This window comes from Desulfovibrio oxyclinae DSM 11498 (genome assembly GCF_000375485.1).
Lineage (GTDB): Bacteria > Desulfobacterota > Desulfovibrionia > Desulfovibrionales > Desulfovibrionaceae > Pseudodesulfovibrio > Pseudodesulfovibrio oxyclinae.
Map to the genome: position 1 here is coordinate 59,595 of NZ_AQXE01000013.1, position 24,657 is coordinate 84,251.

Sequence of the window (24,657 nt, forward strand, 5' to 3'; positions counted from 1 at the left end):
AAGTCTACCCTATAAGTAGGGGCTGGAGCATGAGTCTGGGGAGGATTTCTCCGGCCTTGCCGTGAAGGGCGAAGTCCATGAATCCGGTGTTGGGCGTGGGTTCAAGGTTGACCTCGACCGTGACGGCGCCGTGCCGGTTGGCGAGGTCCGCGAGGGATGCGGCGGGCTGGACCAACCCGGAGGTGCCTATCACCAACAGAATATCCGCATTGGCTGCGGCTTCGACGGATGAGTGCAGGGTGCCCGGTTCGAGTTGTTCTCCGAACCAGACCACGTCCGGCCTGAGCAGGGCGTTGCATCCGGGGCACTTGGGCAGCGGCGGGAGCACGTCGTGGTCTTCGGTCTTGAAGGTGCACTGGGGGCAGCGCACGCGCCAGATGTTTCCGTGCAGTTCAAGGACGCTCTCGCTGCCTGCCTGCTGATGCAGGCCGTCCACATTCTGGGTGATGAGGTTGAATGAGGGGGTGGCCGCCTCCATGGCGGCCAGCGCTTCATGGGCAGGATTGGGCCGGCACTGGCGCAGCATGTCGCGTCGCCAGTTGTAGAAGTCCCATACTTTCTGCGGATCGCGTGCAAAGGCCTCAGGGTGCGCAAGGTCCTCGGCGCGCAGGCCGTTCCACAATCCGTCGGCCCCGCGAAACGTAGGCACGCCGGATTCCGCGGAAACCCCCGCGCCGGTGAGGACCACGATGCGTTCTGCGCCGTCCACGAGCGCTTTGACTGTTTCGATGCTGGCTATCATTTTTACACGCTATCCCACCCCATAATCCAAATCAATCGACATTTTTAAGAAGACTTGCAAAGCGCAAACGACCTGAGTATGTTTCGCTTCTCGTTTTTGTGAAATATCGATCAAACATTATGACGCGTGGAGGGTGCTTTGACACAGCGCACGGTATATTTCATAGAAGGTGACGGCATCGGCCCCGAGGTCTGGGCATCCGCCCGCCCGGTGCTTGATGCGGCCATGGACAAGGCCTATGGCGGAAGCAACTCGCTCGACTGGGTGGAGCTGCTCGCCGGGGAAAAGGCGTTTGCCGAAACCGGTGAATATCTTCCCCAGACCACCATGGACGCCCTCGCAAAGGCCGAACTGGCCATGAAGGGCCCGCTGGGAACTCCGGTGGGAAAGGGTTTTCGCAGCCTGAACGTAACCATGCGGCAGGCCTTTGACCTGTACGCCTGCATCCGTCCGGTGCGGCATTTCGCTGGCATTGAGTCCCCGGTCAAGCATCCCGAGCGTGTCGACATGGTCGTTTTCCGCGAAAACACCGAAGACGTGTACGCGGGCATCGAGTACGCCTCCGGCAGCGCGGAAGCCAAGAAGCTCATCGCATTCCTGCGTGACGAACTGGGTGCGGACGTTGACCCCAGTGCGGGCGTTGGCATCAAGCCCATGACCGAAAAAGGCAGCAAGCGTCTTGTACGCCGTGCCATCGAGTTCGCCGCACGCGAAGGCCGCGAATCCGTGACGCTGGTGCACAAGGGCAACATCATGAAGACCACCGAAGGCGCGTTCCGGGCGTGGGGCTATGAAGTTGCCGAGCAGGAATTTGCCGGGACCTGCGTCATGGAAGGCGAAGAGGGCAAGGTCGTGGTCAAGGACCGCATCGCCGACGCCATGTTCCAGGAATGCCTCATGCGTCCGGAACAGTATTCCGTGGTCGCCACAAGCAACCTCAACGGCGACTATATCTCTGACGCGCTCGCCGCACAGGTCGGCGGACTCGGGCTGGCCCCGGGCGTGAACATGGGCGATACGCTCGCCATGTTCGAAGCGACCCACGGCACGGCCCCCACCATCGCGGGCAAGGACATGGCCAACCCCGGAAGCCTGATCCTTTCCGGCGCCATGCTGCTGGACCACGCCGGTTTCGGCGAAGCTGCCGAATTGGTGCGCGGCTCCGTGGAAAAGGCGCTGGCCGCTCGCAAGGTCACGGTCGATCTGGCCTCGCAGATTCCCGGCGCCCAGCAGGTCGGCTGCCGTGAGTTCGGCGAGATCATTCTGGCCGGTATCTAATTACGAAACGACCGCCGCGGATCCATCGGGTTCGCGGCGGTTTTTCATACTATGATCGAATTATCCCAACTCGCGCTTTTCGCCGGTGCTGTCTTCGTTCTGGCGCTCACGCCCGGACCGGACATCCTTTATGTTCTGGCCCGTGGTATTTCGCAGGGCCGCAAGGCGGGGCTGTGTGCCGCGGCCGGGTTCAATCTGGGCGTGATCGTGCATACGTTTTTTGCTGCGTTCGGCGTTTCCGCCGTGCTGGCGGCCTCGGCCACGGCCTTTACCATCATCAAGCTCGCGGGGGCGGCCTATCTGGTTTATCTCGGGATCATGATGTTTCGCAGTGCGGCCACGGCGAGTGCGATAGGGGGAGACAAAAGCACGATCCCCACTGCAACCATTTTCCGCCAGTCCATTGTGGCCAACGTGCTCAATCCGAAGGTGGCCCTGTTCTTTCTGGCGTTTCTGCCTCAGTTCACGGACCCGAACCGGGGACCGGTGGTGTTTCAGATGATACTGCTCGGGGCCGTGTTCATGCTCGTTTCTTTTTCCGTTTTCGCGGCGGTTGCCCTGTTCAGCGGCGCAGTCGGCGAACGGCTCCGTACGGGGCCGGAGATGGAGCGCGCCCTCAACCGGACCGCCGGAACCGTTCTGGTGGGACTGGGTGTGACGCTGGCGCTTTCCGACGTCTGAGTTTTCCGCCCTTTGAGATCGACTTTTCTTGACGCTTGAACCGACTGCGGTTAGGGCCTGATCGAAAGGACGGGAAAACGATCATGCGACGTGCCGAACTCGACGCTTCCTTGCGCTATCTGCTCGCCGCTCCGTGGCCGCACGCCACGGCGCTCGTTTCGCTTTGCATTGCGGCCGTGCTCACGGTCTGCGGCTTCACGCTGGAGGCCGAGGGCGAGTTCCGGCTCGGCGGGGCGGTCTGCCTGTGGGCGGTGTTCTGGCTGGTGGTGGCGTTTTTCGCCGGGGCTGATGGCATCTCCCGTAACAGGGAGTATCGCAGGTTGCGGCGGATGTTCATGCGCTACGGGGTCAGTGAGCGAATACTGGAGACCGTCGCCCGTTCCCGCTGCCAGCGCGATGCGGCCCTTCGTGCGGCGGAGGATGTGGGGGCACGTGCTCGGGCGGAAGCCTACTTCCGGTCCCTCGGCTACCGCTGGTATCACATCCTGCCCGATGCCGTGGTGCGCAATCCGTTCGTCTTCCTGAGCCCTTCCTTTCTGCGCACATCGTTCATGCCGGGCAAGCGCGTCCGTCGTCAGCGCATCAGGTCGAAGTAACCCAGATTCGCCATTCTTCCCCATCCCAGCCAGCTGGACATGAACCGCTTGTAACTTTCGTGCACGCGTCTGGCGCGGACGCTCTTGCCAGCTTCGTTTTCCACGGTCTCGTCGGCGACTCGCTGAAAGAGTTCAAGCAGCTTTACGGGGAAAGGGGCCACCGTGATCTCGGGATTGTCGCGCAGGCGCTTTATGGCTCTGCCGTTAAGGACCGCGAACCTGGTGACGATGTGTTGGGTCACGTCCGCTGCGCAACTTCTGACGATCTCCTTGAGGTGCTGGGGCAGGGCGTCATAGGCGTGGCTGTTGATGCCCAGTTCGAGTATCCCTGAGGGTTCCTGCCAGCCGGGGTAGTAATAGTGCGAGGCGACCGTGTCGAGTCCCAGCCGGATGTCGATGTGCGGGCCGATCCAGTCCGCCGCGTCAAGCCGATTTGATTGCATGGCCGGGACAAGGTCCGATGCCGGAAACTGCACTGGTTCGGCGCCGAGTTTCGCGTAGATTCGCGCACCCAGACCGGGGATTCTGATCCGCAGCCCGTTCAGGTCCGCAGGCTCTTCGAGCGGAGCCTTGAACCATCCGCCCATCTGCATTCCCGTGGCTCCCATGGGGAAGGGCACTATGCTGAAACGGCGGTAGATGTCCTGCCAGAGCGAGAGGCCCTCGTCACCGAGAATCCATGCCAGACAGCCTTCCGCGTTCATGCCGAAGGGCACTGATGAAAACCAAGCCGTGGCAGGTTCGATGTCATCCCAGTAATAGGAAGAGGCGTGGTAGCACTGAATTTCGTTCTGGGAGGCGGCGTCGAAGACATCAAGGGCGCCCATGATCTCCCCGGCTGCGTGCAGTTCTATTTCCAGCTCGCCCTGGCTGAGAACATTGACTCGTTCGGCAAAGAGTTGAGCGCCGTCGTGCATTACCGGCATGTTTCTGGGCCATGCCGTGGCCATGCGCCAGCGAATGGGATCACTGCCCGTACCGGAAGTCGGGGTGCAGGCCGCAAGGGTCATTGCCCCGGCGCCGGCGAAAAACTCTCTGCGTTTCATGCCGCAGGCTTAGCAGAAAGCGCCGTGGTGGACAATTATTAGGAAGTGAAGTCCTGCATCCCGCAACGTTTGCAGTCGCCGCAGTCAATTCCCGGGCAGCCCGGTGTCACCACGGCCTTTTGCGCCTGATGCCATTCCCTCAGCATGAACGCGCGTCGCACGCCTATGTCCACACATTCCCACGGAAACGGTTCGTCGTCCGCACGCACGCGATCGAGATACTCGGAAGGGTCGCCGTCCCAGCGTTTGAGGGCCTTTTTCCAGCCGCCGTGCTTTGCGGCGAGCATGATGAAATCGGCAATGCGCTCGTCGCCGCGAGCCAGCAGCCCCTGAAGTCGGGCCTGGAACGGGCTGTCGTGGGTGAGCGTCAATCCCTTGTATGGTTTGACGAGCTTGCGGAGCTGTTTCAGGCGGCGATCAAGCTGTTCTTCCGTCGCCATGGGAGCCCACTGGAATGGCGTCCAAGGCTTGGGGACGAGGCAGCTCGCGCCAAGCGTGATGCGCATGAAGGATTTCTTGCGTCCGCCGGGTTCTTCGGAGCGGATGTCGATGATGCGCTGCATGAAGCTGGAGAGTTCTTCGTAGTCTTCGTCCGTTTCACCGGGCCAGCCAACGATGATGTAGCTCTTGAGGTGGTTCACCCCGTAGCGGGCGCACAGGCGTACGGCCTTGAGAAAGTCGTCCGGGTCGAGCTTCTTGCTTGCCATGTTGCGCAGCCGCTCGCTGGCTCCCTCAAGGGCGAGGGTGATGGTGCGGATGCCGCACTGACGCAGGAACACCAGCAGTTCCTCGGTGATGCCGTCCGCGCGCATGGACGACAGGGAAAACTTGGTCTTGCGTTCCTTGAGCCATTTCAGGAACGGCAACAGGTCGGGCCAGTCCGTGAGCGCGGTGCCCACGAGGCCCACCTTGAGCGGATTGGTGCGTTCCACCACGTCCTTCATGACATCTATGTCGGCGTGACGGGGTGGACGGTAGATGTATCCTGCGGCGCAGAAGCGGCAGCCGTAGGGGCAGCCGCGGTTCACTTCCAGCAGCAGGGTGTCCTTGAAGGTGGCCGTGGGACTGACGAAGCAGGACCACGCCGGATCGGGGAGTTTGCTGCCGAGGGCGGACACCACTCGGCGCACGGGCGTTTTCGATCTGCCCGGAACGTAGACGCCTGGACGGTCCTTGACCGCCTCCAGAAAGTCGGACTTGCTTCCACCCGCGAAAATGTGTTCGCGCAGGTCGAGAAGCAGTTGCAGGTGGTCCTCGTTGGCCTCTCCCACCCAGAAGAGATCCACGAACGGCGCGATGGGCGCCGGGTTCAGGAAGGCGGGCGGCCCGCCTGCGAGAACCAGAGGGAAGTCCGGGCGTTCCGCCGCAAGCGGCGGAACGCCCGAGGCCTCCAGGGTGCGCGCGAGAAGGAGATAATCCTCCTCATATGTCACGCTGAAGGCGAGGACAGGGAATGAGGATAGTGGGTGGGATGCCTCCCTCGATACAGGCTCGCCGCCGTCCGGGCCGTGTCCGGTCTTATCCGGAAACACGCGCTCAACCGCCATGCGCGGTTCCTCCGCAAGGAGGCGGTAGACGGCTTGCCAGCCGAGGGTCGACACTGCCAGCGCCTCACCTCCGGGCACCACGATGGCCGTGGGCAGCCGACCGCCGTGGTCTGGAGCCAAAGGCTCCTCCCGGCCGTAAAACAACTGATGCTTTGCGTTAGCTATGGCGAATCCCTCCGCCCGCCAAGGCGCGGTCTGGCAAATTCCTCATGGACGCCTCCGTTAGTCCGCGTTTCTGCGGATGAATGCGGGGACGTCGAAATCGTCTTCCTCGAAGATGAATTCCTCTTCACCCGGTCCGGCCACGGCGCGGCGGGAGACCTGCTGCTGCGGAGCGGGTTCCTCGGCGGCAGCGGCGCCCTTGCGCAGGTAGGCCGGGATGTTGCGGTTCTCTTCGACGACGCGGCGATGGCCTTCGCGCATGCCGGAGCGTGCGGTCTGTTCCTGGCTCTGTCCGCGGGACATGCCCCGGGGTCCGAGCAGCATCATCTTCTGCTGGTCGGCCTTGGACATCTGCGGCTCGGGCTCTTCCATGGCCTGCTGGATGCCGGTGGCGATCACGGTGATGCGCATTTCGTCGCCCGCGTCCGGGTCGAAAACCGTACCGAAGAAGATTTCCGCGTCTTCGTGGGCTTCCTTGTAAATGATGTCGGCGGCCTCGGAGACCTCGTCGATGAGCATGTCCGGGCCGCAGGTGATGTTGATGAGCACGCCCTTTGCGCCTTCGATGGACACGTCTTCCAGCAGCGGGCTGGTGATGGCCTTCATGGCCGCTTCCTTGGCGCGTCCTTCTCCGGAGGAGATGCCGGTGCCCATGAGCGCCATGCCGGAGCTGGCCATGGCGGCCTTCACGTCCGCGAAGTCGAGGTTGATCAGGCCGTGTACGGTGATGAGGTCCGCGATGCCCTTGACCGCGTAGTAGAGCACTTCGTCGGCCTGCTTGAGCATGTCGGCGAACGCGGCCTTTTTGGCGGCGAGCTGCAGCAGGCGGTCGTTGGGGATGGTGATGATGGAGTCCACCACTTCGGACAGGGCCTTGATACCCTTTTCGGCGGAGCCGAGGCGGCGGCGTCCCTCGAAGTAGAAAGGCTTGGTCACGACGCCCACGGTGAGCGCGCCCATTTCACGGGCGATCTCGGCGACGACGGGCGCGGAGCCGGTGCCGGTGCCGCCGCCCATGCCTGCGGTGATGAAGACCATGTCGGCGCCTTCGAGGGAGGCGCGGATCTGGTCCACGGATTCCTGCGCGGCTTCGCGGCCGATGTCCGGATTGGCGCCTGCACCCAGACCCTTGGTGAGCTTTTCGCCCATCTGGATCTTGTGTTCGGCAAGCGATTTGTGGATGTCCTGCGAATCGGTGTTGGCAACGATGAATTTCACGCCCTTGAGCGCGGACTGAATCATGTTGTTGACCGCGTTTCCGCCACCGCCGCCGCAACCGACGACTTTGATCTTCGCATTGGTGTCGTGTTCGATTTCAAAGTATTCCATTGTTTCCTCCTTCCCTGGGTTTCCCTGTTCTTCCCGTTAAGCGATGTCCGTAAACCACTTGCGCATCCTGCCCAGAATGCGGTCGAACCCTGATTCGTCGCGGATCTTGAACGCCCGCTGACGCGGTCCGCTCTCTTCGCCCGCGCCGTGCATCAGAAGCCCGACTGCAGTGGCGTACTTGGGACTGTTGACTTCCTCAACGAGCCCGCCGATTCCGCTCGGATAGCCGATGCGGACCGGAAGGTCGAAAATCTGTTCGGCCAGCTCCTGCATGCCGTCGATGAGGCACGTGCCGCCCGTGAGCACCACGCCTGCGGCGATCATGTTCTTGTAGCCTGACTTGATCAGCTCCTGATCCACGAGAGCGAGGACTTCCTCGCAGCGAGGCTCGCATATCTCGGCCAGCACGCGCTTGCTCATGGTACGGGATTCGCGTCCGCCCACGCTGGGTACTTCGAGAATCTCGTCGGTGGTGACCAGATCGCTCATGGCGCAGCCGTGCCGGAGCTTGATCTTCTCGGCCGCTACCATGGGGGTGCGCAGGCCGTAGGCGATGTCGTTGGTGAGATTGTGGCCGCCAAGCGCCAGCACCGAGGTGTGCTTGATGCTGTCCTTGTTGAAGATGGCCAGATCGGTGGTCCCGCCGCCGATGTCCACCAGCGCCACGCCGATTTCCCGTTCTTCCGGGGAGAGCACGGCCTTGCTGGATGCCAGCGATTCGAGAACGATGTTGGAGACGTCCAGACCCGAGCGGTTGCAGCTGCGGATGATGTTCTGAGCCGAGGTCACAGCGCCGGTGACAATGTGCACCTTCACTTCGAGCCGCACGCCCGCCATGCCCAGCGGATCGGCGATGCCGCGCTGGTCGTCCACGATGAATTCCTGCGGCAGGGTGTGCAGCACTTCCCGGTCCATGGGGATGGCGATGGCCTTGGCGGCTTCGATGACACGGTCCACATCGCGCTGGGTGACTTCGCCACCCTTGACGGCGATGACTCCGTGGCTGTTGAAGCCCTGAATGTGACTGCCCGCGATGCCCGCGTACACCGAGCGGATGTCGCAGCCCGCCATGAGCTCGGCCTCTTCGAGCGCCTTCTTGATGCACTGCACCGTCTTTTCGATGTTCACCACCACGCCACGGCGCAGTCCCGTGGAGGGAGCGGTGCCGATGCCGATGATGTCCACGCCGCCTTCCGGGGTGGCTTCCCCCACGACGACGCAGATTTTGGTGGTCCCGACATCAAGGCCGACGATCAGGTCGTTTCTGGCCATGGAAATGTCTCCTTTCTTCCCTGTCTATTTATTGCGGCGCGGAGTTATCCGCGCAGTCTCACCCATACTTTGTCGCCGGTGGCCTGCACCGAGACGACCCTTGAAAACTCTCCGCGACGAGCGAGGTCGCGCCATGCGGTGTTGATGCGGGCCAGCTGGGTTTCCCAGCGGTCCATGTCCAGCACCACGTTCACCCCCACCGTGTCCAGCCGGGCCTCGATCTGGTGGCTCGGGAGCACCCGCACCCATGCCACCTGCGTCATGTCGAACGGGGCACGGCCCGATCCGACGAAATTCACGAATCCCTGAAGCGCTTCGCCGCCCTGCACGTTTTCGCCCATGCGAAGCATCGGCATGGAGGCATATTCTCCCGGTGCAGCCGGAGCGATGACGCGGCCTTCGGCGTCCGCGAAGCTCAGTTTTCCGTCTCGCACCGTCCAGAAGGCCGGCTCGCGTTCGGTCACGTTGACGATAAGCCTGCCCGGAAGCTCGCGCCGCACCGTGGCCGATTCGATCCACGGGCTGTTGGAGATGAGCCGTTCCACTTCGGAAACGTTCAGGTCCACGCAGTTCTCGCCAAGCTCCACGTCGCCAAGCGCCATGAGGTCGCCGCGCGTCAGGTGTTGGTTGCCGCTTATGACCACTTCGCCAAGGCCGAAGTACGGGCTGGAGGTCACCCAGCGATACCCGTAGAGCAGTCCTGCGCCGAGAACGGCCAGACCGCCCAGCGCCATGAGGGTGAACAGCGTGTTGCGGACAAAGCGGAACGCGCCGATGCCGGAAGCGGGCTGGCGGCTGCGCTGCCTGCGGCGTTTGTTGACCGTTTTGCCGCCCAGTCTGGGGCGATTCTTGCCGAGCGTGATGGTGCTCATATGATGATGACCTCCGTTTCCAGCTTCACATCGAATCGCTTCGCCACTTCCTCGCGGGCCGCCTCGATGAGTTCGACGGCTTCGCGTGCGGTGCCTTCACCCGTGTTCTCAAGAAAATTCGCGTGCATGGGCGAAAAACGGCAACCGCCGTGCTCCCGCCCCTTGAAACCGGCCTGATCCAGCAGTCTGCCAGCGCTGTCGCCCACGGGGTTCTTGAACACGCATCCGGCGGTCCAGGCGGCAATGGGCTGTCCGGCCTTTTTCCTGTCCATGGTTTCCTTCATGGCGGCCTTGACCTTTTCCGGCGTGGACTCCGAGAGCGCGAACTCCACTTCATGGATCATGTAGCGGCTGATGCGTCCCGGGTCGAAGCTGCGGTAGCCCCATGCACATTCGGCGGCGTCGATCCATTCGAGCCCTTCAGTGGGCGTCCAGACACGCACCCGGCGCACCACCTGCGACATCTCGGTGCCGTAAGATCCTGCGTTCATGGCAACCGCGCCGCCGACGGTTCCGGGAATTCCCGAAAGACCTTCCATGCCGGAGAGTCCGGACTTGAAGGCCCAGCCGAGCAGGGCGGGCAGATGCAGTCCCGCTCCGGCGCGAAAGATGACCTGATCGCCGTCCTGTCCCACCTGTTCGGGCGTGGCCGGGGACTGAATGCGCACAAGGGCCAGATCGGAGACATCCCCGGCGGCGAGCAGGTTGCTTCCCTTGCCGATGACGAAGGGCCGCACGGTCTCCCGCAAAAGGAAGTCCGAGAGTTCGTCGAAATCGGTCTCGCCGCGCACGGTGAGTTCACATGCGGCCTCGCCGCCCATTCTCAGGGTGGTGAGGTCGCTCAGGGAGATATGCCGCCGAATGCCCAGTGCCATGGTTACTCCTCGTCCTCCTGCTTGTTGAGCCAGTTCTCGCCCACGGTCCAGATGGACCCTGCGCCCTGTGTCATGAGCAGGTCACCGGGCTGAAGGATGCGGGGCAGTTCCTTTTCAATGGCCCCGAAATCCGGGAAGAAGCGTACCTTCACGTCGCTGACCTGCTTGATGCCCTGCGCGAGAGACAGACCGTTCACGCCCGGGATGGGCGATTCGGACGCGGGATAGATTTCCGTCAGCAGCAGCATGTCCGCCGCGTCGAAGGCCTTGCAGAAGTCGCCGAACAGGGCCTGCGTGCGGGTGAAGCGATGCGGCTGGAAGGCTACGATCAAACGACGGTCCGGATAGCAGGCCTTGGCGGTTTCGAGGTTGGCGACCACTTCCGCGGGGTGATGTCCGTAATCGTCCACCACGAGCACGCCCTTGCGCTCGCCCTTGCGTTCGAAACGCCGTCCCACGCCGCCGAAGTTGGACAGGCCGCGCAGGATTTCATCCTTGTCCAGTCCTGCCTCGATGGCCACACCGATGGCGCCGAGCGCATTGAGCACGTTGTGGCGGCCGGGTTGGGCCACGGTGGCCTCGCCCCAGAGCTCGCCGTCAAGGTAGACGCGGAACATGCTGCGCAGGTGCGAGGTTATAATCTCGCCGCGCAGACGGTTGTCCGCGTTCAGCCCGTAGGTCATGCAGGGGCGCTTGATGTGCGGCAGCAGACGCTGCACGCCGGGATCGTCGCCGCAGACCACGTTCATGCCGTAGAACGGGATCTTGTTCATGAAATCCGTGAAAGAGTCGTCGATGGCCTGAATGCCGTCGTAGAAATCGAGGTGGTCTTCGTCCACGTTGGTGACCACGGTGATGACCGGGGGCAGGAACAGGAAGGAGCCGTCTGACTCGTCGGCCTCGGCGATGAGATGGTCGCCGTCGCCGAGTCGCGCGTTGGCGCCGTAGGTGTTCAACCTGCCGCCGATGATGACGGTGGGGTCGAGGCCCGCTTCGGTGAAGATGGTGGCCAGCAGGGAGGTCGTGGTGGTCTTGCCGTGCGTTCCGGCCACGGCGATGCCGGTGCGAAGGCGCATGAGCTCGGCCAGCATCTCCGCGCGGGGGATGATGGGAATGCCCAACTCGCGGGCTTTGACCAGCTCCGGGTTGTCGTCCGGAATGGCGGTGGACTTCACCAGCACGTCAACGTCGCGAACGTTGTCTTCGCCGTGGCCGATGTAGACCTGTGCGCCCAGCTGCTGAAGCCTGCGCACGGCCGGTCCGGCCGAGAGGTCCGATCCGGTGACCGTGAAGCCCATGTTGATGAGCACCTCGGCGATGCCGTTCATGCCCGAACCGCCGATGCCCACCATGTGGATGGTGTTCACTCTGGCCTGGAGGGCGGGGCAACTTTCTCCCCGGTATTTCAGCGTAGGTCCCTGTGCTGCTGCCATGTCGTCTCCCGATTATCTGCGGCTTGAGGCGATCGCCTCAAGTCCGTCCACGATGTCCGACGCCGCGTCCGGCTTTGCGAACCCGGCGGCGTTGCGGCCCATTTCGGCCAGTCGTCCGGAGTCGAACATCGATTCCATGTTGTGTTTCAGCCAGCCCTGTTCCAGTTCGGGCTGGGGGACCACCACGCTGCCGCCCGCGGCTTCAATGGCACGGGCGTTGGCGGTCTGGTGGTCGTGTGTCGCGTACGGGAAGGGCACCAGCGCCGAGGGTTTGCCCGCAGCTGCCAGTTCGAAGACCGTGGACGCTCCGGCCCGTGCCAGAACCATATCGGCGTGGCGGTAAGCCTCGGTCATGTCTTCGATGAATCCCTTCACGCTCTGTGGATCGGCCCCGGCTTTCGCATAGGCCTCGCGCACGCGTTCCTCATCCTGCCGTCCCGCCTGATGTGTCAGGGTAATGCCCGCTTTCAGCAGGGCGGGAAGCGCCGCGACAACGGCGTCGTTCAGGGGTTTTGCTCCCTGACTGCCGCCGAGGACCAGCAGATGCCGTCCCGGGCGCTCGGCGTCGTCCTCGCGTGCTTTGAAAATCGTTTCGCGGACCGGGTTGCCGGTCAGCCGCGTCTTGGTGGCGGGGAACATGCCCGCCTTGTCCTCGAAAGACAGGAAAACCCGCTTCACCAAGCGGCCCAGCGCGCGGTTGGTCACACCCGGATAGCTGTTCTGCTCGTGCACGGCGGACGGGATGCGCAGGAGCCATGCCGCCAGTACCGGGCAGAATCCGGCGTAGCCGCCGAAACCGATGACCGCTTCGGGCCGGAAGCGGCGCAGTTCGCCCATGGCGCGGGTCAAGCCCTTTCCAAGCCAGCCGATGCCGCCGAGGATGCCTTTTACGCCGCGTCCCATGACGCCTTTGGCGGGCAGCTCCCGGAATTCGATGTCGGCCTTCTTCGCCAGTTCCCGCTCTGGGCCGGAGCCGCCGAGGAACAGCACGGAGCAGGAGGGATTGCGGCGTCTGGCTTCATGCGCCACGGCAAGCGCGGGAAAGATGTGGCCGCCGGTGCCGCCGGTGGTGATCACGAGCCGGGAGAGCGTCATTTGGAAGCCTCCCGTGAAATATTGAGCAGCATTCCCGCGCACAGCAGGGAGGCGAGCATGCTGGAACCGCCGTAGCTTATGAAGGGCATGGCCACGCCCTTGGGCGGCACGGTTCCGAGCACCACGGCAAGATTGAGCACGAAGCCGAGCGCGAGAATCAGGGTCATGCCGAACGCCGTGAAGCGGTCCTGAAGGTCTTCCTGCCTGAGCGATACGCGGAAGGCGCGGAACAGGAAGAAGCCAACCAGTATGAAGAACAGGCTCAGGCCGATGAAACCGAGCTCCTCGCCGGCCACGGCCATGATGAAGTCGTTGTGCGCTTCGGGCAGGAAGAACAGTTTCTGCTTTCCAGCGCCGAGTCCCTGACCGGTCAGCCCGCCGGAGCCGAAGGCATAGAGCGACTGCACGAGCTGGTACCCCTCGTTCTGTGCGCTGGCGAACGGGTCGAGGAATGCGGTCCAGCGTTTGAGGCGGTAGGGGGAAGAGGCGATGAGCTGCCATCCCGCGAACGCGCCGAAGGCACCGGCCATAACCAGATAGCTCAAGCGGGTACCGCCTACCATGCACATGAAGAACAGGATGGCCGCAAGGAATACCGCGCCGCCGAAGTCCGGCTGCGTCATGAGCAGCAGGCAGAACAGGCCGGTGACCACGAACGGCGGCAGGAAACCGATGGAGAAATGCTTCACCTTGTCCTGCTTCTTGGCGAAGAAGTAGGCGAGGTAGATCACCAGCGCGGGCTTGGCGAATTCCATGGGCTGAATGTTGATCGGCCCCATGGAGAGCCAGCGGGATGCGCCGCCCGCGCTCACGCCAAGCGGGGTCAGGCCGCACAGCACCAGCAGCACCGCCACGGTGAACACCCAGAAATAGGTCAGGCCGTAAATCATCCTGCGGGGGATACGGCTTGCGGCGTACATGGCGACGAGGCCGCCCGCCGCGAACATCGCCTGCTTCTTGAAATAGAAGTACTTGTCCGCATGAAAACGCTCGGCCATGATGCCGCTGGAAGACAGCACCATGATCAGCCCGAAGCCCACGAGCAACATGACCGAGGTCAGCAACCAGCGGTCCATGTCCCCGTTGTTGGGGGCGGGTTTGCGAGCGTTCAGCTTGCGGTTCATCTAGTCCTCCAGCTCCTCGAAGATGCGGCGGAAGTCCTCTCCGCGCGCCTTGTAGTCTGCGTACTGGTCAAAGCTCGACGTGCCGGGCGAGAGCAGTATCACGTCACCGCGGGATGCGGCGGAATACTGGCGCTTCACGGCCTTCTCCATCGTCTTGTCCCACGTCACGTTGAAGTAGCGGGACAGGGGCTTTTCAAACACGTCGCGCGAGCCGCCGAACAGGCCCACGCGGATCACGCGTCCTTCCAGCGCTTTCAGCAGGGCGTCCATGTCGCCGCCCTTGTAAACGCCGCCCATGAGCAGGCGCACCGGGCGTTTGCGAAAGGTTTTTACCGCCGCAGCCACGGCCTCGAAGGTGGTGGCCTTGGTGTCGTTGACGAAGGTCACGCCGCCCTTTTCCCCCACGGTTTCGATGCGGTGGGGCTGGGCCGGAAACTCCCTGACGGCCTTGGTGGCCTGTTCCATGCTTACGCCGAAGTGTTTCACGGCCTGCCAAGCGGCTTCGGCATTGGCGCAGTTGTGCTCGCCCGGCAGCGTCGGGGACTGGAACCGTTCTGTGCATTGAGACCAGACGATCTGTGCCTCGGTGAACTCGCGGTCCGCGAGCAGTTGGCGCAGGGAGTCGCCCAGCACTGCAACGTCGCCGGAAGTCTGGTTGGCGAACAGCCGCAGCTTGGCGTCGAGGTACTCTTCCATGCTCTCGTGCCAGTCCAGATGGTTGCCGGAGAAGTTGAGCATGATGGCGGCGGCGGGGCGAAAGTCGCGGCAGTGCATGAGCTGAAAGCTGGAAATCTCCAATACCAGGGCATCCGCCTTGCCGTCTTCGAGCAGAAATTCCGTAAGCGGGGTGCCGAGGTTGCCGCCGGCAAAGACCGTTTTTCCTGCCGCTTCAAGCATGGCCTTGCACAGAAGCGTGGTGGTGGTCTTGCCGTTGGTCCCGGTCACCGCCAGCACGGGGATGTCGGTATTGGCGTAGCCCAGCTCCATCTCCGCGATGATGCGTTCAGCCGGGACAGCGGCCATGGCCTCGATCTTCCGCACGTCCGCGCCCGGAGAGGGGACCACGAGATCCGCTCCTTCGAACATCTCAGGGGTGTGCGGGCCGAGGATGATGTCCACGCCGTCGAGTCCTTCCGCGGAAAGATCGAGGTCTTCGCGGCGATCCAGCAGGCTGACCCGCGCTCCATGTGCTGCCAGAAAGCGCGCCGCGGCCAGACCGGAACGCTGTGCGCCCACGACCACGGCCCGGATGCCTTCAAGTTGTGTGAGGTCGATCTTCGTCATGGCCTACCTCAGCTTGAGTGTGGACAGCGCGGTGAGCGCCATCAGTATGGAGAAGATCCAGAACCGGATGATGATCTTGGATTCCGGAATCCCCTTGAGTTCGAAATGGTGGTGCAGGGGGGCCATGCGGAAGATCCGCTTGCCGCCCGTCATCTTGAAGTAGCCCACCTGCAGGATGACCGAGAGGGTCTCGAAGACGAAGACACCGCCGACGATGATCAGCAGCAGTTCCTGCTTGGCGAGGACCGCCACGAAGCCCAGCGCGCCGCCAAGGGCCAGCGAACCCACGTCGCCCATAAATACTTGCGCGGGATAGGCGTTGAACCAGAGGAAGCCGAGTCCGGCTCCCACCATGGCGCCGCAGAAGACCGTCACCTCGCCGATGCCTGGCAGCAGCGGGACGGAGAGGTATTCCGCAAAGGCGGCGTGGCCGGAGATGTAGACGAAGATGGCGAAGCAGGCCATGGCTACCACCATGGGGCCGATGGCGAGCCCGTCCAGACCGTCCGTGAGGTTCACCGCGTTGCTCGCGCCCACCATGACCACCACGGCAAAGGGCAGGTAGAACCAGCCCAGATCCGGGGTGATGTCCTTGAAGAAGGGCACCGCCAGTTTGGTGGAGTAGGTGGGTTCGTGGATGAGGACGGCGATGGCCGCGCCCGCCACGAGCAGCTGGCCGAGAAATTTCGCCTTGGCGGAGAGGCCGAGGTTCCGTTTCTTGACCACCTTGATGTAGTCATCTGCGAAGCCCACCGCGCCGAAGCCGGTGAAGACCAGCAGTGCCAGCCATACGTAGTGGTTGGTGAGGTCCGCCCAGAACAGGGTGCTGACGAGCACGCTGAAGATGATCATGACGCCACCCATGGTCGGGGTGCCCTGCTTGCACTTGTGGGCCGCCACCTCGCTCTGGATGGACTGGCCGCACTTGATGCGCTGCAGCCAGCGGATCATCATGGGACCGAATACTATGGAAATGATCAGCGCGGTGAGCAGCGCCCAGACCGAACGGAAGGTGATGTACCGGAAGACGTTGAAAACGCCGATTTCCGTGCTGAGCGGGTAGAGCAGGTTGAAAATCATGCCGCGTCTCCTTCCAGTTTGGCCGCGAGGGCGCGGGAAAAGTCTTCCATGTTCATGGATCGGGAACCCTTGAAGAGCACCACCGCGTCCGTGAGGCCAAGGGTATTCCACTGCGAGATAAAGCCCTCGGTATCATCAATGTCCGAGAGGCCGGCAAAGCCGCGCTTTACGTCGGCGGCGTGCTCGCCGCGCCAGAACACGGCGGCGGGAGTGGTCTCGGCGATGAGCCGTCCGAGTTCTTCGTGTGCCGCGTTTGCGCCGGGACCGAGTTCACGCATGTCGCCGAGCACCAGCACGAGGGGGCGATCCGCAGCAATGCAGCGGGCTGTCTCGATGGAGCGGCGCATGGACAAGGGGTTCGCGTTGTAGGTGTCGTCGATGAGGGTGAAGCAGCCCGCCTGACGGGTGCAGAAGCGCTGCGCATCGGCCTTGAAATGCTGCGCCGCCCAGACCACGTCTTCGGCCGGGACGTCCAGTGCGTGACATGCAGCGGCCACCGCCGCGAGGTTTTCCGCGATGTGGTCACCGCAGACCGGGGCCTGAAATTCGTGCTCCTCCTCGGGCGTGGTGAGCCGGAAACGGCCTTCGCCTTCCGGCCCCGCGCCGAGGAAACAGCAGGTGAAGCCGGTCTTGCCCGCCAGCGTGGAGAAGCTTGTGGGGGACGGGATGATCTTCTGCGCGGCTTCCCAGAGTTCGAAATAATCATTGCTGACGATGGCTTCACCGCCGTCACGCAGGTATTTGAGCAGTGCGGCCTTGGCCTGTGCCACCCCGGAAATATCTCCGAGGCCTTCAAGGTGCGCGGGGCCGATGTTGGCGATGACCGCAACGTCGGGGCGCGCGACCATGCCCAGCTCGTCCATGTCTCCGGTGTGGCTGATGCCAAGTTCCATGATCCACAGGTCCTCGTCGCAGGAGGCGCGCAGCATGGAGAGCGGCAGGCCGATCTGGTTGTTGAGGTTGCGGTAGTTCTTGGCGACCCGGTAGCGGTTCGAGCAGGCCAGCGCGAGCAGCTCCTTGATGGTGGTCTTGCCTGCGGAGCCGGTGACGGCCACGAGTTTGGCCTCGCACTTCTCGCGCCAGCACGCGGCGATTCTGCCCAGGGCGTTCACGGTGTCGCGAACCATGAAAACCGGGGTATCGCGCAGTTCCAGCATGCGGGAGGCGATCACGGCGCAGGCACCGGCTTCCGCGGCCTTGGCCGCGAATTCGTGTCCGTCGAAGTGCTCGCCATCAATGCAGACGAACAGGTCGCCCTTCTGCACGGTGCGGGAGTCGGTGCACACGCCGGTCACGGGAGTGTCGGTCACGTCGGCGCCGATGCCGAGGCACTGTTCTATGTCGGCAAGGGTCAGTCTCACTGCTTCGCCTCCGCTATGGCGGCCATGACCGCGCGGCTGTCGTGATAGTCGATGCGCTCGGTGCCGATTTCCTGATAGCTCTCGTGGCCCTTGCCCGCGATGAGCAGCACGTCGCCGTCGCGCATTTCGAGAATGGCCTTGCGGATGCCTTCGGTGCGGTCCGCCTCGCGAATCACGTGCGGGCAGCCTTCAAGGCCGGGCTCGGCGTCGCGCATGATGGCTTCGGGGTCTTCGGTACGCGGGTTGTCGGATGTCAGCACGGCAACGTCGGCGAACCGGGCCACGGCTTCCGCCATGAGCGGACGCTTGGTCCTGTCGCGGTCGCCGCCGCAGCCGAAAACCGTGATCAGGCGGCTGAAATCAAGCGCCTTGAGGGTCTTCTGCACGTTCATGAGAGCGTCGGGCGTATGGGCGTAGTCGATGAATATGTCGAGGTTCAGTTCGTTTTCCACGCGTTCCAGCCGTCCGGGGACTCCCTTGAACTCGTCGAGCTTGCGGAAGTCTTTGCAGCCGAGGCCGAGGCAGATGCCCACAGCCTGCGCCGCCAGCAGGTTCAGCGCGTTGTGTTCGCCAACGAGGGGAGAGCGGATCTCCCAGCTCTTGCCCTTCCACGAGCATTCGAGCACCAGTCCCTTGACCGTGCTCTCCTTGATGCGACCGCACAGGCTGGGGATGTCCTGCACGGGTTCGCCGAGACCGTAGCCCACGACGTTCTCGCACATGCCCAACAGGCGGCGCCCGTAATGGTCATCGTGGTTGATGACGCAGCATTTGCCCTCGGCCGGATACTCCGTGAAAAGCTTTGCCTTGGACTCGAAGTAGCGTTCCATGCTGCCGTGGTAGTCCAGATGGTCCTGCGTGAGGTTGGTGAACACGGCAACGTCGAAGTCGATGCCAGCCACGCGCTTCTGTTCAAGAGCGTGGGAGGATACTTCCATGACCACGGCGTCCACGTCGGCCTGACCCATGTTGGCCATGAGTTCGTGAATGGCCCAGCAGTCGGGCGTGGTAAGCTTGGCGTCAACGGAGAATCCGGGCCAGCGGTAGGAGACCGTGCCGAGCACGCCGGGGATGAGTCCGGACGCGGACAGCAGGTGTTCCACGATGTAGCTGGTGGTGGTCTTGCCGTTGGTGCCGGTGATGCCCACGGTCTTCATCTGGATATCGTTGGTGCCGAACGCTTCCGCCGCCAGTTCGCCGAGGGCGTCGGCGGTGTCGGGGACGTAGCAGACGGCGGCCTTGTCTTCCACTTCGGGGCCGATGACGTCGCGATCGGCTTCTGCCGCCACGATGCAGCTTGCGCCGTTGTAAAGGGCCATGGGTATGAAATCGATGCCGCGCACGGTGGTGCCGGGCATGGCGACGAAGCAGTCCCCTTCCTTGACATTGCGGGAGTCGGTATGCACGGGCAGGCCCTTTCGGACCAGCTTGGCCAGCTGTGCGAAATTCATGAGGCCGGTTCGCTCCTTGGCGAGTCTAGGAGAGCTGGAGAACAAAAACATCATCCCGAGCCTCCTCTTCGGGTTCGGGCCACGGCTCGCCGGGGGCGGGCGTCTGGCCGGTGACAGTCATGCCGTCCCCGCGCACGGCGGGAACGATGCCTTTTTTCAGAAATACTTCCAGGGCGCGCCGCAGGGGCATGCCTTTCACATCCGGGATGCGTGTGCCGGGCGCCAGTATGACGGGAGCCGGGAGCACGGCGCGGACCGACTCCGGGGTGGGCTCAACCACCTCGGTTTCGGGGGAATTCTTCCGCGCCAGTCGCACGGCGTGGGCGTCGGGAAGCTGACCGCGAAGCGCCAGTGTCTCCACGAGCACGGAGCGAACCACCGGCGCGGCCACGATGCCGCCGTAGTCGATGCCTTCGGGCTCGTCAACCATGCAGAGGATGAGCAGCTCGGGGTCCTCGGCCGGGACCATGCCTACAAATGAGGACATGTACTTGTCCCCGTACCCGCCGCGAACGGCCTTCTGCGCCGTTCCGGTCTTGCCCGCCATGGCGATGCCGGGGATGCGGGCGCGCCGGCCGGTGCCGTCTTTTTCCACCACTTCTTCCATGAGCTTGAGCACGGTGGCGGCGGTCTGACGGCTGAAAATGCGTTCGCCCGAGCGCGAAGCCGGGCTGTCGGGGGTTTGCACCAGACGCAGGGAGCGGGTTTCTCCGCCTGCGGCTATGCACATGTAGGCCTCCATGAGCTGCAGGGCCGTGGAGCTGATGCCTTGACCGAACGAGATGGCGGCCTGATCCACTTCCGTCCACTTCTCCGGGGGGCGCAACATGCCCGATCGCATGGCCGGGAGTCTGGCCTCGGGCCGTTCGAGAAAACCGAGCTTCACGAGGTACGAGTAGTAGGCGTCCGCTCCGAGCATCTGGCCGATCTTGGCGCAGCCGATGTTGCTGGAATATCGCAGCACCTTGCGGGCCGGGAGCCAGCGAGCGTATTTATGGTCGCGGATGACCTTTCGGCCCACGCGCCAGCGGCCGTTTTCGCAGTCGATGAGCGTGTTGGGCTCGATGACGCCTTCCTCGATCGCCGCGGCGAAGAGGATGGGCTTGAGGGTGGAACCCGGTTCGTACAGATCCAGCACCGCGCGGTTGCGCCTGTCCGCGGGGCGGGTGCGGGAGTAAATGTTCGGGTTGAAGAACGGATAGTTGGCCATGGCGAGGATATCACCGGTCTTCACGTCTGCCGCGATGACGATTCCGGCCTTGGCCTCGTGCTTTTCTATGGCGCGATAGAGGGCTTCCTCGGCAGCGTGCTGCACGCGTGCGTCGATGGTCAGGGTCACGTCAAGACCGTCGATATCCACCACTTCACCCTGATCGTTCAGGTAGAGCCTGCGGCCGGAGGCGTCGCGCTGAACCACGAAGCGGGCCTTGCCCGGAGCGAGGCGTTTTTCGAATTCGCTCTCAATGCCTTCCAGCCCTTTGCCGTCGATGCCCGTGAAGCCGAGCACCTGTCCGGCCAGCGGGCCGTTGGGGTACAGTCTGGTGAACTCAGAGGCCATGCGAACGCCGGGAATCCTGGCTTTGCGCACGGCCGCGGCCTGACGGTCCGTGACCTGCCGCTTGATCCAGACGAACTGCCGGTCCGAGGCGAGGCGCTTGTGGATTCTGGGGAAGGATACGCCGAGCAGGCGCCTCAGCTGATGGGCGGTCTTTTCCGGGTCGCGCACCTTGCGGGGATTGGCGAAGACGCTGCGCGCCTCGGCGCTGGAGGCCAAAAGGGTGCCGTTTCTGTCGAAGATGCGTCCCCGGCGTCCGAATTCCAGTTCGGAGGCGAGGCTCTGGCGGGATGCCATGCGTTCGAGGGCTTCCCCCTCGTGCAGCTGCACCCAGCCGGCCCGGACCCAAAGCGCGGACAGCACAAGGCCGAAGAGCACCATGACGATGATGATCTTCGGCTTGCTGAATTCTTTTTTCGCGCCGTTGCGTCCAGTCATAAAAAAATTCCCGTCCCGTCACTGTTCGGTGACGCGCCGTATTTGTCCCGGCTCCGGGACCACGAGTCCGAGTTCCTTCGCCAGTTCGCCCAGCCTGTAGGGCGAGAGAAGGTTGTTGCGCTCCACTTCGAGCTTGGCCGTGACCGTCCTGCGACGATCCAGTTCCTTCTCCATGTTCCGGATGTCGTAGGCCATGTCCATGCGACCTATGTTCAGCCAAACCGAAGCCAGCCCGAAGATCAGCGCGCCTGCAAGCAGGGCGAGAATCAGGCTGAAACGGCTGCCGTCATTGGTCTTCATGCGGTTTTCCCGTCGGGCCCCAACCTCTCCGCGACCCGGAGCTTGGCGCTCCTGCTTCGCGTGTTTACCGCCATCTCCTCTTCTGTGGGGAGGACGGGTTTTTTGGTCAGCACCCGGAACTTTGCCACGCCCTCGCAAGTGCAAAGGGGCTGATGCTTCGGGCAGACGCACGATCGTGCGGCTTCCCGGAAGGCCCGCTTCACGGCCCGGTCTTCAAGGGAGTGGAACGAAATGATCGCCACTCTGGCACCGGGATTGAGGCGCGCGGCTATGGTTTCCAAAAACGTGGAGAGTTCCTCCAATTCCCTGTTGACCGCTATTCGCAGTCCCTGAAAGGTCCGGGTGGCAGGATGGGTCCGGGAGGTGGCCCGCATCTTCGGCGGGTAAGCCCGTTCCACGATGGAGGCCAGCCTGAGCGTGGTCTCGATCGGTTCCTTCTCCCTCTCTTTCAGTATCGCGCTGGCAATCTTGCCTGCCATGGGGTCTTCGCCGTATTGTCGGATGATCCGGGCGAGGTCCCCGTGGCTCATGGTGTTGACCAACGCCTTGGCGGGCGGCATGCCGCTCGCCGTGTCCATGCGCATATCCAGCGGTCCTTCGCGGATGAAGCTGAATCCTCTATCAGCCTCGTCGAGCTGGAGACTCGACACTCCGAGGTCGAGAACCGCTCCGTCCAGCCTGTCCCAGCCGAGGTCGTCGAGGGCGTCCTCGAAACGGCTGAAGGGCAGGTGGTACAGATGCGTCTTGCCGGAGAACTCCGCCAGTCTGCGGGCGGCCAGGTCGAGGGCTTCCTCGTCCCGGTCCAGTCCCAGAAGCTCGGCCTTGCCCGCCGCGGCTTCCAGAATGGCTTTCGAGTGTCCGCCCATTCCGAGCGTTCCGTCCAAGTATCTGCCCTGAGGACGGGGTCTGAGCCACTCGATGGTCTCCTGAAGCAGTACCGTTGCGTGTCTGTCGCCGGGGTCGCTCATCCGCCTCTCCATCAGAAGGGCAGGGCGACGCTGTTGTCGGCGAACTCTTCCGACACGTCGTAGTCTTCGTCGAGCAGTGACTCGAAGCTTTCGGCCGGCCAGATCTCGAAACGCCTGCCCGCGCCCATCACCACCACGTCCTTGTCCAGCTTTCCGCTCTTGCGAAGATGCGCGGGGATGGCTATGCGACCGTTCTTGGCCACAGCCACCTCCTCGTAGCCGGAAAAGAATATCCTGATGACGTTTTGCATCTGACGGCTGGGAGCCTTGATCTTCTCAAGTTCCTGCTCCAGCTTCTCCCACTGCTCGGGGGTTATGCCGATGACGTGTTTCTCCCAGATGGTCAGCACAAGACGGCCGTCCGGGGTGTCCCCCAGTAGCTTGTCCCGGAAAGCGGACGGAAGGATGAGCCGTCCCTTTTCGTCCAGGCTTCTATGTACGTGACCTCTGAATCGCATCGACTTCCTCTTGTGGAACACTTCGTTCCACTTTGTTCCCCTTTGTCATCACTTGGTACCACTTTTTACCACCTTTGAGTGAATCTCAAGAGAATGTCAACACCCCCGTATGATTTATGTGGGAAAAAAACCGCGTTCAGTTGATTTTTCGCTGTCATCGCCCTACACTTCGCAGCGTGGGCGAATATTTTCCGTCCGGCTTTCACCATTCATCCCGAAGAATTGCGGGCACGGATGGCCGTGACGGGCCCGAAAACCCGGCAAAACCACCCCAAGGGGGGACCATGGACAGACACATCAAGATCATCGCCACCCTCGGACCCGGGACGCAGTCAGAAGAGGCAGTGCGCGAACTGGTTCAATCCGGGGCGCGTATCTTCCGCCTGAACTTTTCCCACGGCGACAAGGAATTTTTCACCAAGCTCGTGAACATCATCAGGGGGCTGGAGGAGGAGACCGGCTACACGCTGACCATCCTGCAGGACCTGTCCGGGCCCAAGGTGCGCACCTGCGACGCCGGGCAAGGCACTCTGGAGATTTCCAAGGGCACGGAGGTGCTGCTTGGAACACCTGAAATGGCGGAAGGGGTGGATGAACCGTTCATCTGTCTGGACATGCCCGAGCTGCTGCCCGTCATTCAGGAGGGGGACCCGGTGGCGCTCTCCGACGGTATGCTGCGCTTCTACGCCCTGCGGCGCGAAGGCGAGCATCTGGTGCGCCTCAAGGCCATCAACTCCGGCATTGCTCCACCCAGAAAGGGCATCACCTTTCCCGGCAAGACCACACCGCTGGCCGCGCTCACCGAAAAGGACAAGCGCGACCTGACCGTGGGCATGGAGCTGGGCGTGGACTGCGTGGCCATGAGCTATGTACAGAAGCCCGAAGACATCTGCCAACTCAGGGCCGAGATGCTCCAGTACGGCAGGCGCGTGCCCATCATCGCCAAGCTGGAGCGCACCGCGGCGGTCAACGACCTTGAACGTATCCTCGACGAGGCCGACGGCGTCATGGTGGCGCGCGGCGACCTGGGTCTGGAGATGGAGTTGTCCGAGCTGCCCGCCACCCAGAAGCGGATCATCAAGGCCTGCAACAAGCGGGGCAAACCGGTCATCGTGGCCACACAGATGCTGCTTTCCATGGTCAACGCGCCCATGGCCACCCGCGCCGAAACCACGGACGTGGCAAACGCCATTCTCGATGGTGCGGACTGCATCATGCTCTCCGAGGAAACGGCCATCGGCCAGTATCCCGGCGAGGCGGTCCGGTTCATGCGCAAGATCGCCTACGAGATCGAGGAATTCTACTTCGAGCAGCGCTCCACCGATGCCATGCAGCCCGGGGACGAGGAGCATCCCGCCACGTTCCTTGCCTTTGCAGCGGCCATGCTTGCAGCCAAGACCAAGGCCCGGGCCATCGTCAGCCACTCCACTTCGGGCGCCACCTCACGGATCCTCTCGGCCTGCCGTCCGCGCCAGTCCATCTACGCACTCAGTCGCGACTCCATCGTGCGCCACTTCACCAACCTTTCCTGGGGCGTCATCCCCTACGCACCGCCCGAGGATGTGGAAGGTCACCAGCAGCGCGCAGAAGAATTCGTCCGCCAGTTCAAGGGATTCGAGAGTGACGACACTCTCGTGATCACCGCGGGTCAGCCCGACAAGAAGCAGAATCGCACCCAGACCAACGTCGTCAAGCTGTTCGAGAAGTAAC

22 protein-coding genes are annotated in these 24,657 nt (G+C 63.0%); 4 read left to right on the forward strand and 18 right to left on the reverse strand.

Features of this window, described 5'->3' with window-relative positions:
- Positions 1-4 precede the first annotated feature (4 nt).
- Positions 5-742, reverse strand: coding sequence for an SIR2 family NAD-dependent protein deacylase (locus tag B149_RS0113775; RefSeq protein ID WP_018125753.1), 738 nt, complete (start codon positions 740-742; stop codon positions 5-7).
- Positions 743-880: 138 nt separating this feature from the next.
- On the opposite strand from B149_RS0113775, the gene icd reads away from it, so the two are divergent.
- From icd to B149_RS0113790, 3 genes are all read left to right on the forward strand, one after another.
- Complete coding sequence (gene icd, locus B149_RS0113780) at positions 881-2,020, forward strand: NADP-dependent isocitrate dehydrogenase (protein ID WP_018125754.1); 1,140 nt, start codon at positions 881-883, stop codon at positions 2,018-2,020.
- A 51-nt stretch (positions 2,021-2,071) separates the two neighbouring features.
- On the forward strand, positions 2,072-2,701 hold the full coding sequence (locus tag B149_RS0113785) for a LysE family translocator (protein WP_018125755.1): 630 nt from the start codon (positions 2,072-2,074) through the stop codon (positions 2,699-2,701).
- Between the two features lie 83 nt (positions 2,702-2,784).
- Positions 2,785-3,297 carry a hypothetical protein gene (locus B149_RS0113790; RefSeq protein WP_018125756.1) on the forward strand — a complete coding sequence of 171 codons (513 nt, stop codon included), beginning with the start codon at positions 2,785-2,787 and terminating at the stop codon, positions 3,295-3,297.
- Here B149_RS0113790 and B149_RS17360 read toward each other — a convergent pair.
- The 17 genes from B149_RS17360 to B149_RS0113875 form a co-directional block, all read right to left on the reverse strand.
- On the reverse strand, positions 3,276-4,343 hold the full coding sequence (locus B149_RS17360; RefSeq protein WP_018125757.1) for a TRAP transporter substrate-binding protein: 1,068 nt from the start codon (positions 4,341-4,343) through the stop codon (positions 3,276-3,278). The two genes, B149_RS0113790 and B149_RS17360, sit on opposite strands and share 22 nt — an antisense overlap.
- 38 nt (positions 4,344-4,381) lie before the next feature.
- Complete coding sequence (locus B149_RS0113800) at positions 4,382-6,010, reverse strand: radical SAM protein (protein WP_281109918.1); 1,629 nt, start codon at positions 6,008-6,010, stop codon at positions 4,382-4,384.
- A 102-nt stretch (positions 6,011-6,112) separates the two neighbouring features.
- Complete coding sequence (gene ftsZ, locus B149_RS0113805) at positions 6,113-7,381, reverse strand: cell division protein FtsZ (RefSeq protein ID WP_018125759.1); 1,269 nt, start codon at positions 7,379-7,381, stop codon at positions 6,113-6,115.
- A gap of 36 nt (positions 7,382-7,417) precedes the next feature.
- Positions 7,418-8,653, reverse strand: a complete 1,236-nt coding sequence (gene ftsA / locus B149_RS0113810; protein ID WP_018125760.1) for a cell division protein FtsA — start codon at positions 8,651-8,653, stop codon at positions 7,418-7,420.
- Positions 8,654-8,697: 44 nt separating this feature from the next.
- Positions 8,698-9,525, reverse strand: a complete 828-nt coding sequence (locus tag B149_RS0113815) for a cell division protein FtsQ/DivIB (RefSeq protein WP_018125761.1) — start codon at positions 9,523-9,525, stop codon at positions 8,698-8,700.
- Positions 9,522-10,400: a UDP-N-acetylmuramate dehydrogenase gene (gene murB, locus B149_RS0113820; protein WP_018125762.1), complete on the reverse strand. Its 879-nt coding sequence runs from the start codon at positions 10,398-10,400 to the stop codon at positions 9,522-9,524. The genes B149_RS0113815 and murB overlap by 4 nt, the downstream gene beginning before the upstream one ends.
- A 2-nt stretch (positions 10,401-10,402) precedes the next feature.
- Positions 10,403-11,833, reverse strand: coding sequence for a UDP-N-acetylmuramate--L-alanine ligase (gene murC / locus B149_RS0113825; protein ID WP_051069583.1), 1,431 nt, complete (start codon positions 11,831-11,833; stop codon positions 10,403-10,405).
- A gap of 12 nt (positions 11,834-11,845) precedes the next feature.
- Positions 11,846-12,928: an undecaprenyldiphospho-muramoylpentapeptide beta-N-acetylglucosaminyltransferase gene (gene murG, locus B149_RS0113830; protein ID WP_018125764.1), complete on the reverse strand. Its 1,083-nt coding sequence runs from the start codon at positions 12,926-12,928 to the stop codon at positions 11,846-11,848.
- Positions 12,925-14,052 carry a putative lipid II flippase FtsW gene (ftsW, locus tag B149_RS0113835; protein ID WP_018125765.1) on the reverse strand — a complete coding sequence of 376 codons (1,128 nt, stop codon included), beginning with the start codon at positions 14,050-14,052 and terminating at the stop codon, positions 12,925-12,927. Before ftsW ends, murG begins: the two co-directional genes overlap by 4 nt.
- Positions 14,053-15,336, reverse strand: a complete 1,284-nt coding sequence (gene murD, locus B149_RS0113840; RefSeq protein WP_018125766.1) for a UDP-N-acetylmuramoyl-L-alanine--D-glutamate ligase — start codon at positions 15,334-15,336, stop codon at positions 14,053-14,055.
- 3 nt (positions 15,337-15,339) lie between these two features.
- Positions 15,340-16,416 (reverse strand): phospho-N-acetylmuramoyl-pentapeptide-transferase, encoded by a 1,077-nt coding sequence (gene mraY, locus B149_RS0113845; protein ID WP_018125767.1) that lies wholly within the window; start codon positions 16,414-16,416, stop codon positions 15,340-15,342.
- The gene (locus tag B149_RS0113850) at positions 16,413-17,777 is read right to left on the reverse strand and encodes a UDP-N-acetylmuramoyl-tripeptide--D-alanyl-D-alanine ligase (RefSeq protein WP_018125768.1); all 1,365 of its coding nucleotides are present in this window, start codon (positions 17,775-17,777) and stop codon (positions 16,413-16,415) included. Before B149_RS0113850 ends, mraY begins: the two co-directional genes overlap by 4 nt.
- Positions 17,774-19,279, reverse strand: a complete 1,506-nt coding sequence (locus tag B149_RS0113855; RefSeq protein ID WP_040372922.1) for a UDP-N-acetylmuramoyl-L-alanyl-D-glutamate--2,6-diaminopimelate ligase — start codon at positions 19,277-19,279, stop codon at positions 17,774-17,776. Before B149_RS0113855 ends, B149_RS0113850 begins: the two co-directional genes overlap by 4 nt.
- Complete coding sequence (locus tag B149_RS0113860; protein WP_018125770.1) at positions 19,254-21,221, reverse strand: penicillin-binding transpeptidase domain-containing protein; 1,968 nt, start codon at positions 21,219-21,221, stop codon at positions 19,254-19,256. The genes B149_RS0113855 and B149_RS0113860 overlap by 26 nt, the downstream gene beginning before the upstream one ends.
- 18 nt (positions 21,222-21,239) lie before the next feature.
- The gene (locus B149_RS0113865; protein WP_018125771.1) at positions 21,240-21,521 is read right to left on the reverse strand and encodes a hypothetical protein; all 282 of its coding nucleotides are present in this window, start codon (positions 21,519-21,521) and stop codon (positions 21,240-21,242) included.
- The gene (gene rsmH, locus B149_RS0113870; protein ID WP_018125772.1) at positions 21,518-22,489 is read right to left on the reverse strand and encodes a 16S rRNA (cytosine(1402)-N(4))-methyltransferase RsmH; all 972 of its coding nucleotides are present in this window, start codon (positions 22,487-22,489) and stop codon (positions 21,518-21,520) included. Before rsmH ends, B149_RS0113865 begins: the two co-directional genes overlap by 4 nt.
- A gap of 11 nt (positions 22,490-22,500) precedes the next feature.
- Entirely contained in the window at positions 22,501-22,947 is a 447-nt protein-coding gene (locus B149_RS0113875) for a division/cell wall cluster transcriptional repressor MraZ (RefSeq protein ID WP_018125773.1), read from the reverse strand.
- A 284-nt stretch (positions 22,948-23,231) separates the two neighbouring features.
- On the opposite strand from B149_RS0113875, the gene pyk reads away from it, so the two are divergent.
- On the forward strand, positions 23,232-24,656 hold the full coding sequence (gene pyk, locus B149_RS0113880; protein WP_018125774.1) for a pyruvate kinase: 1,425 nt from the start codon (positions 23,232-23,234) through the stop codon (positions 24,654-24,656).
- Position 24,657 lies beyond the last annotated feature (1 nt).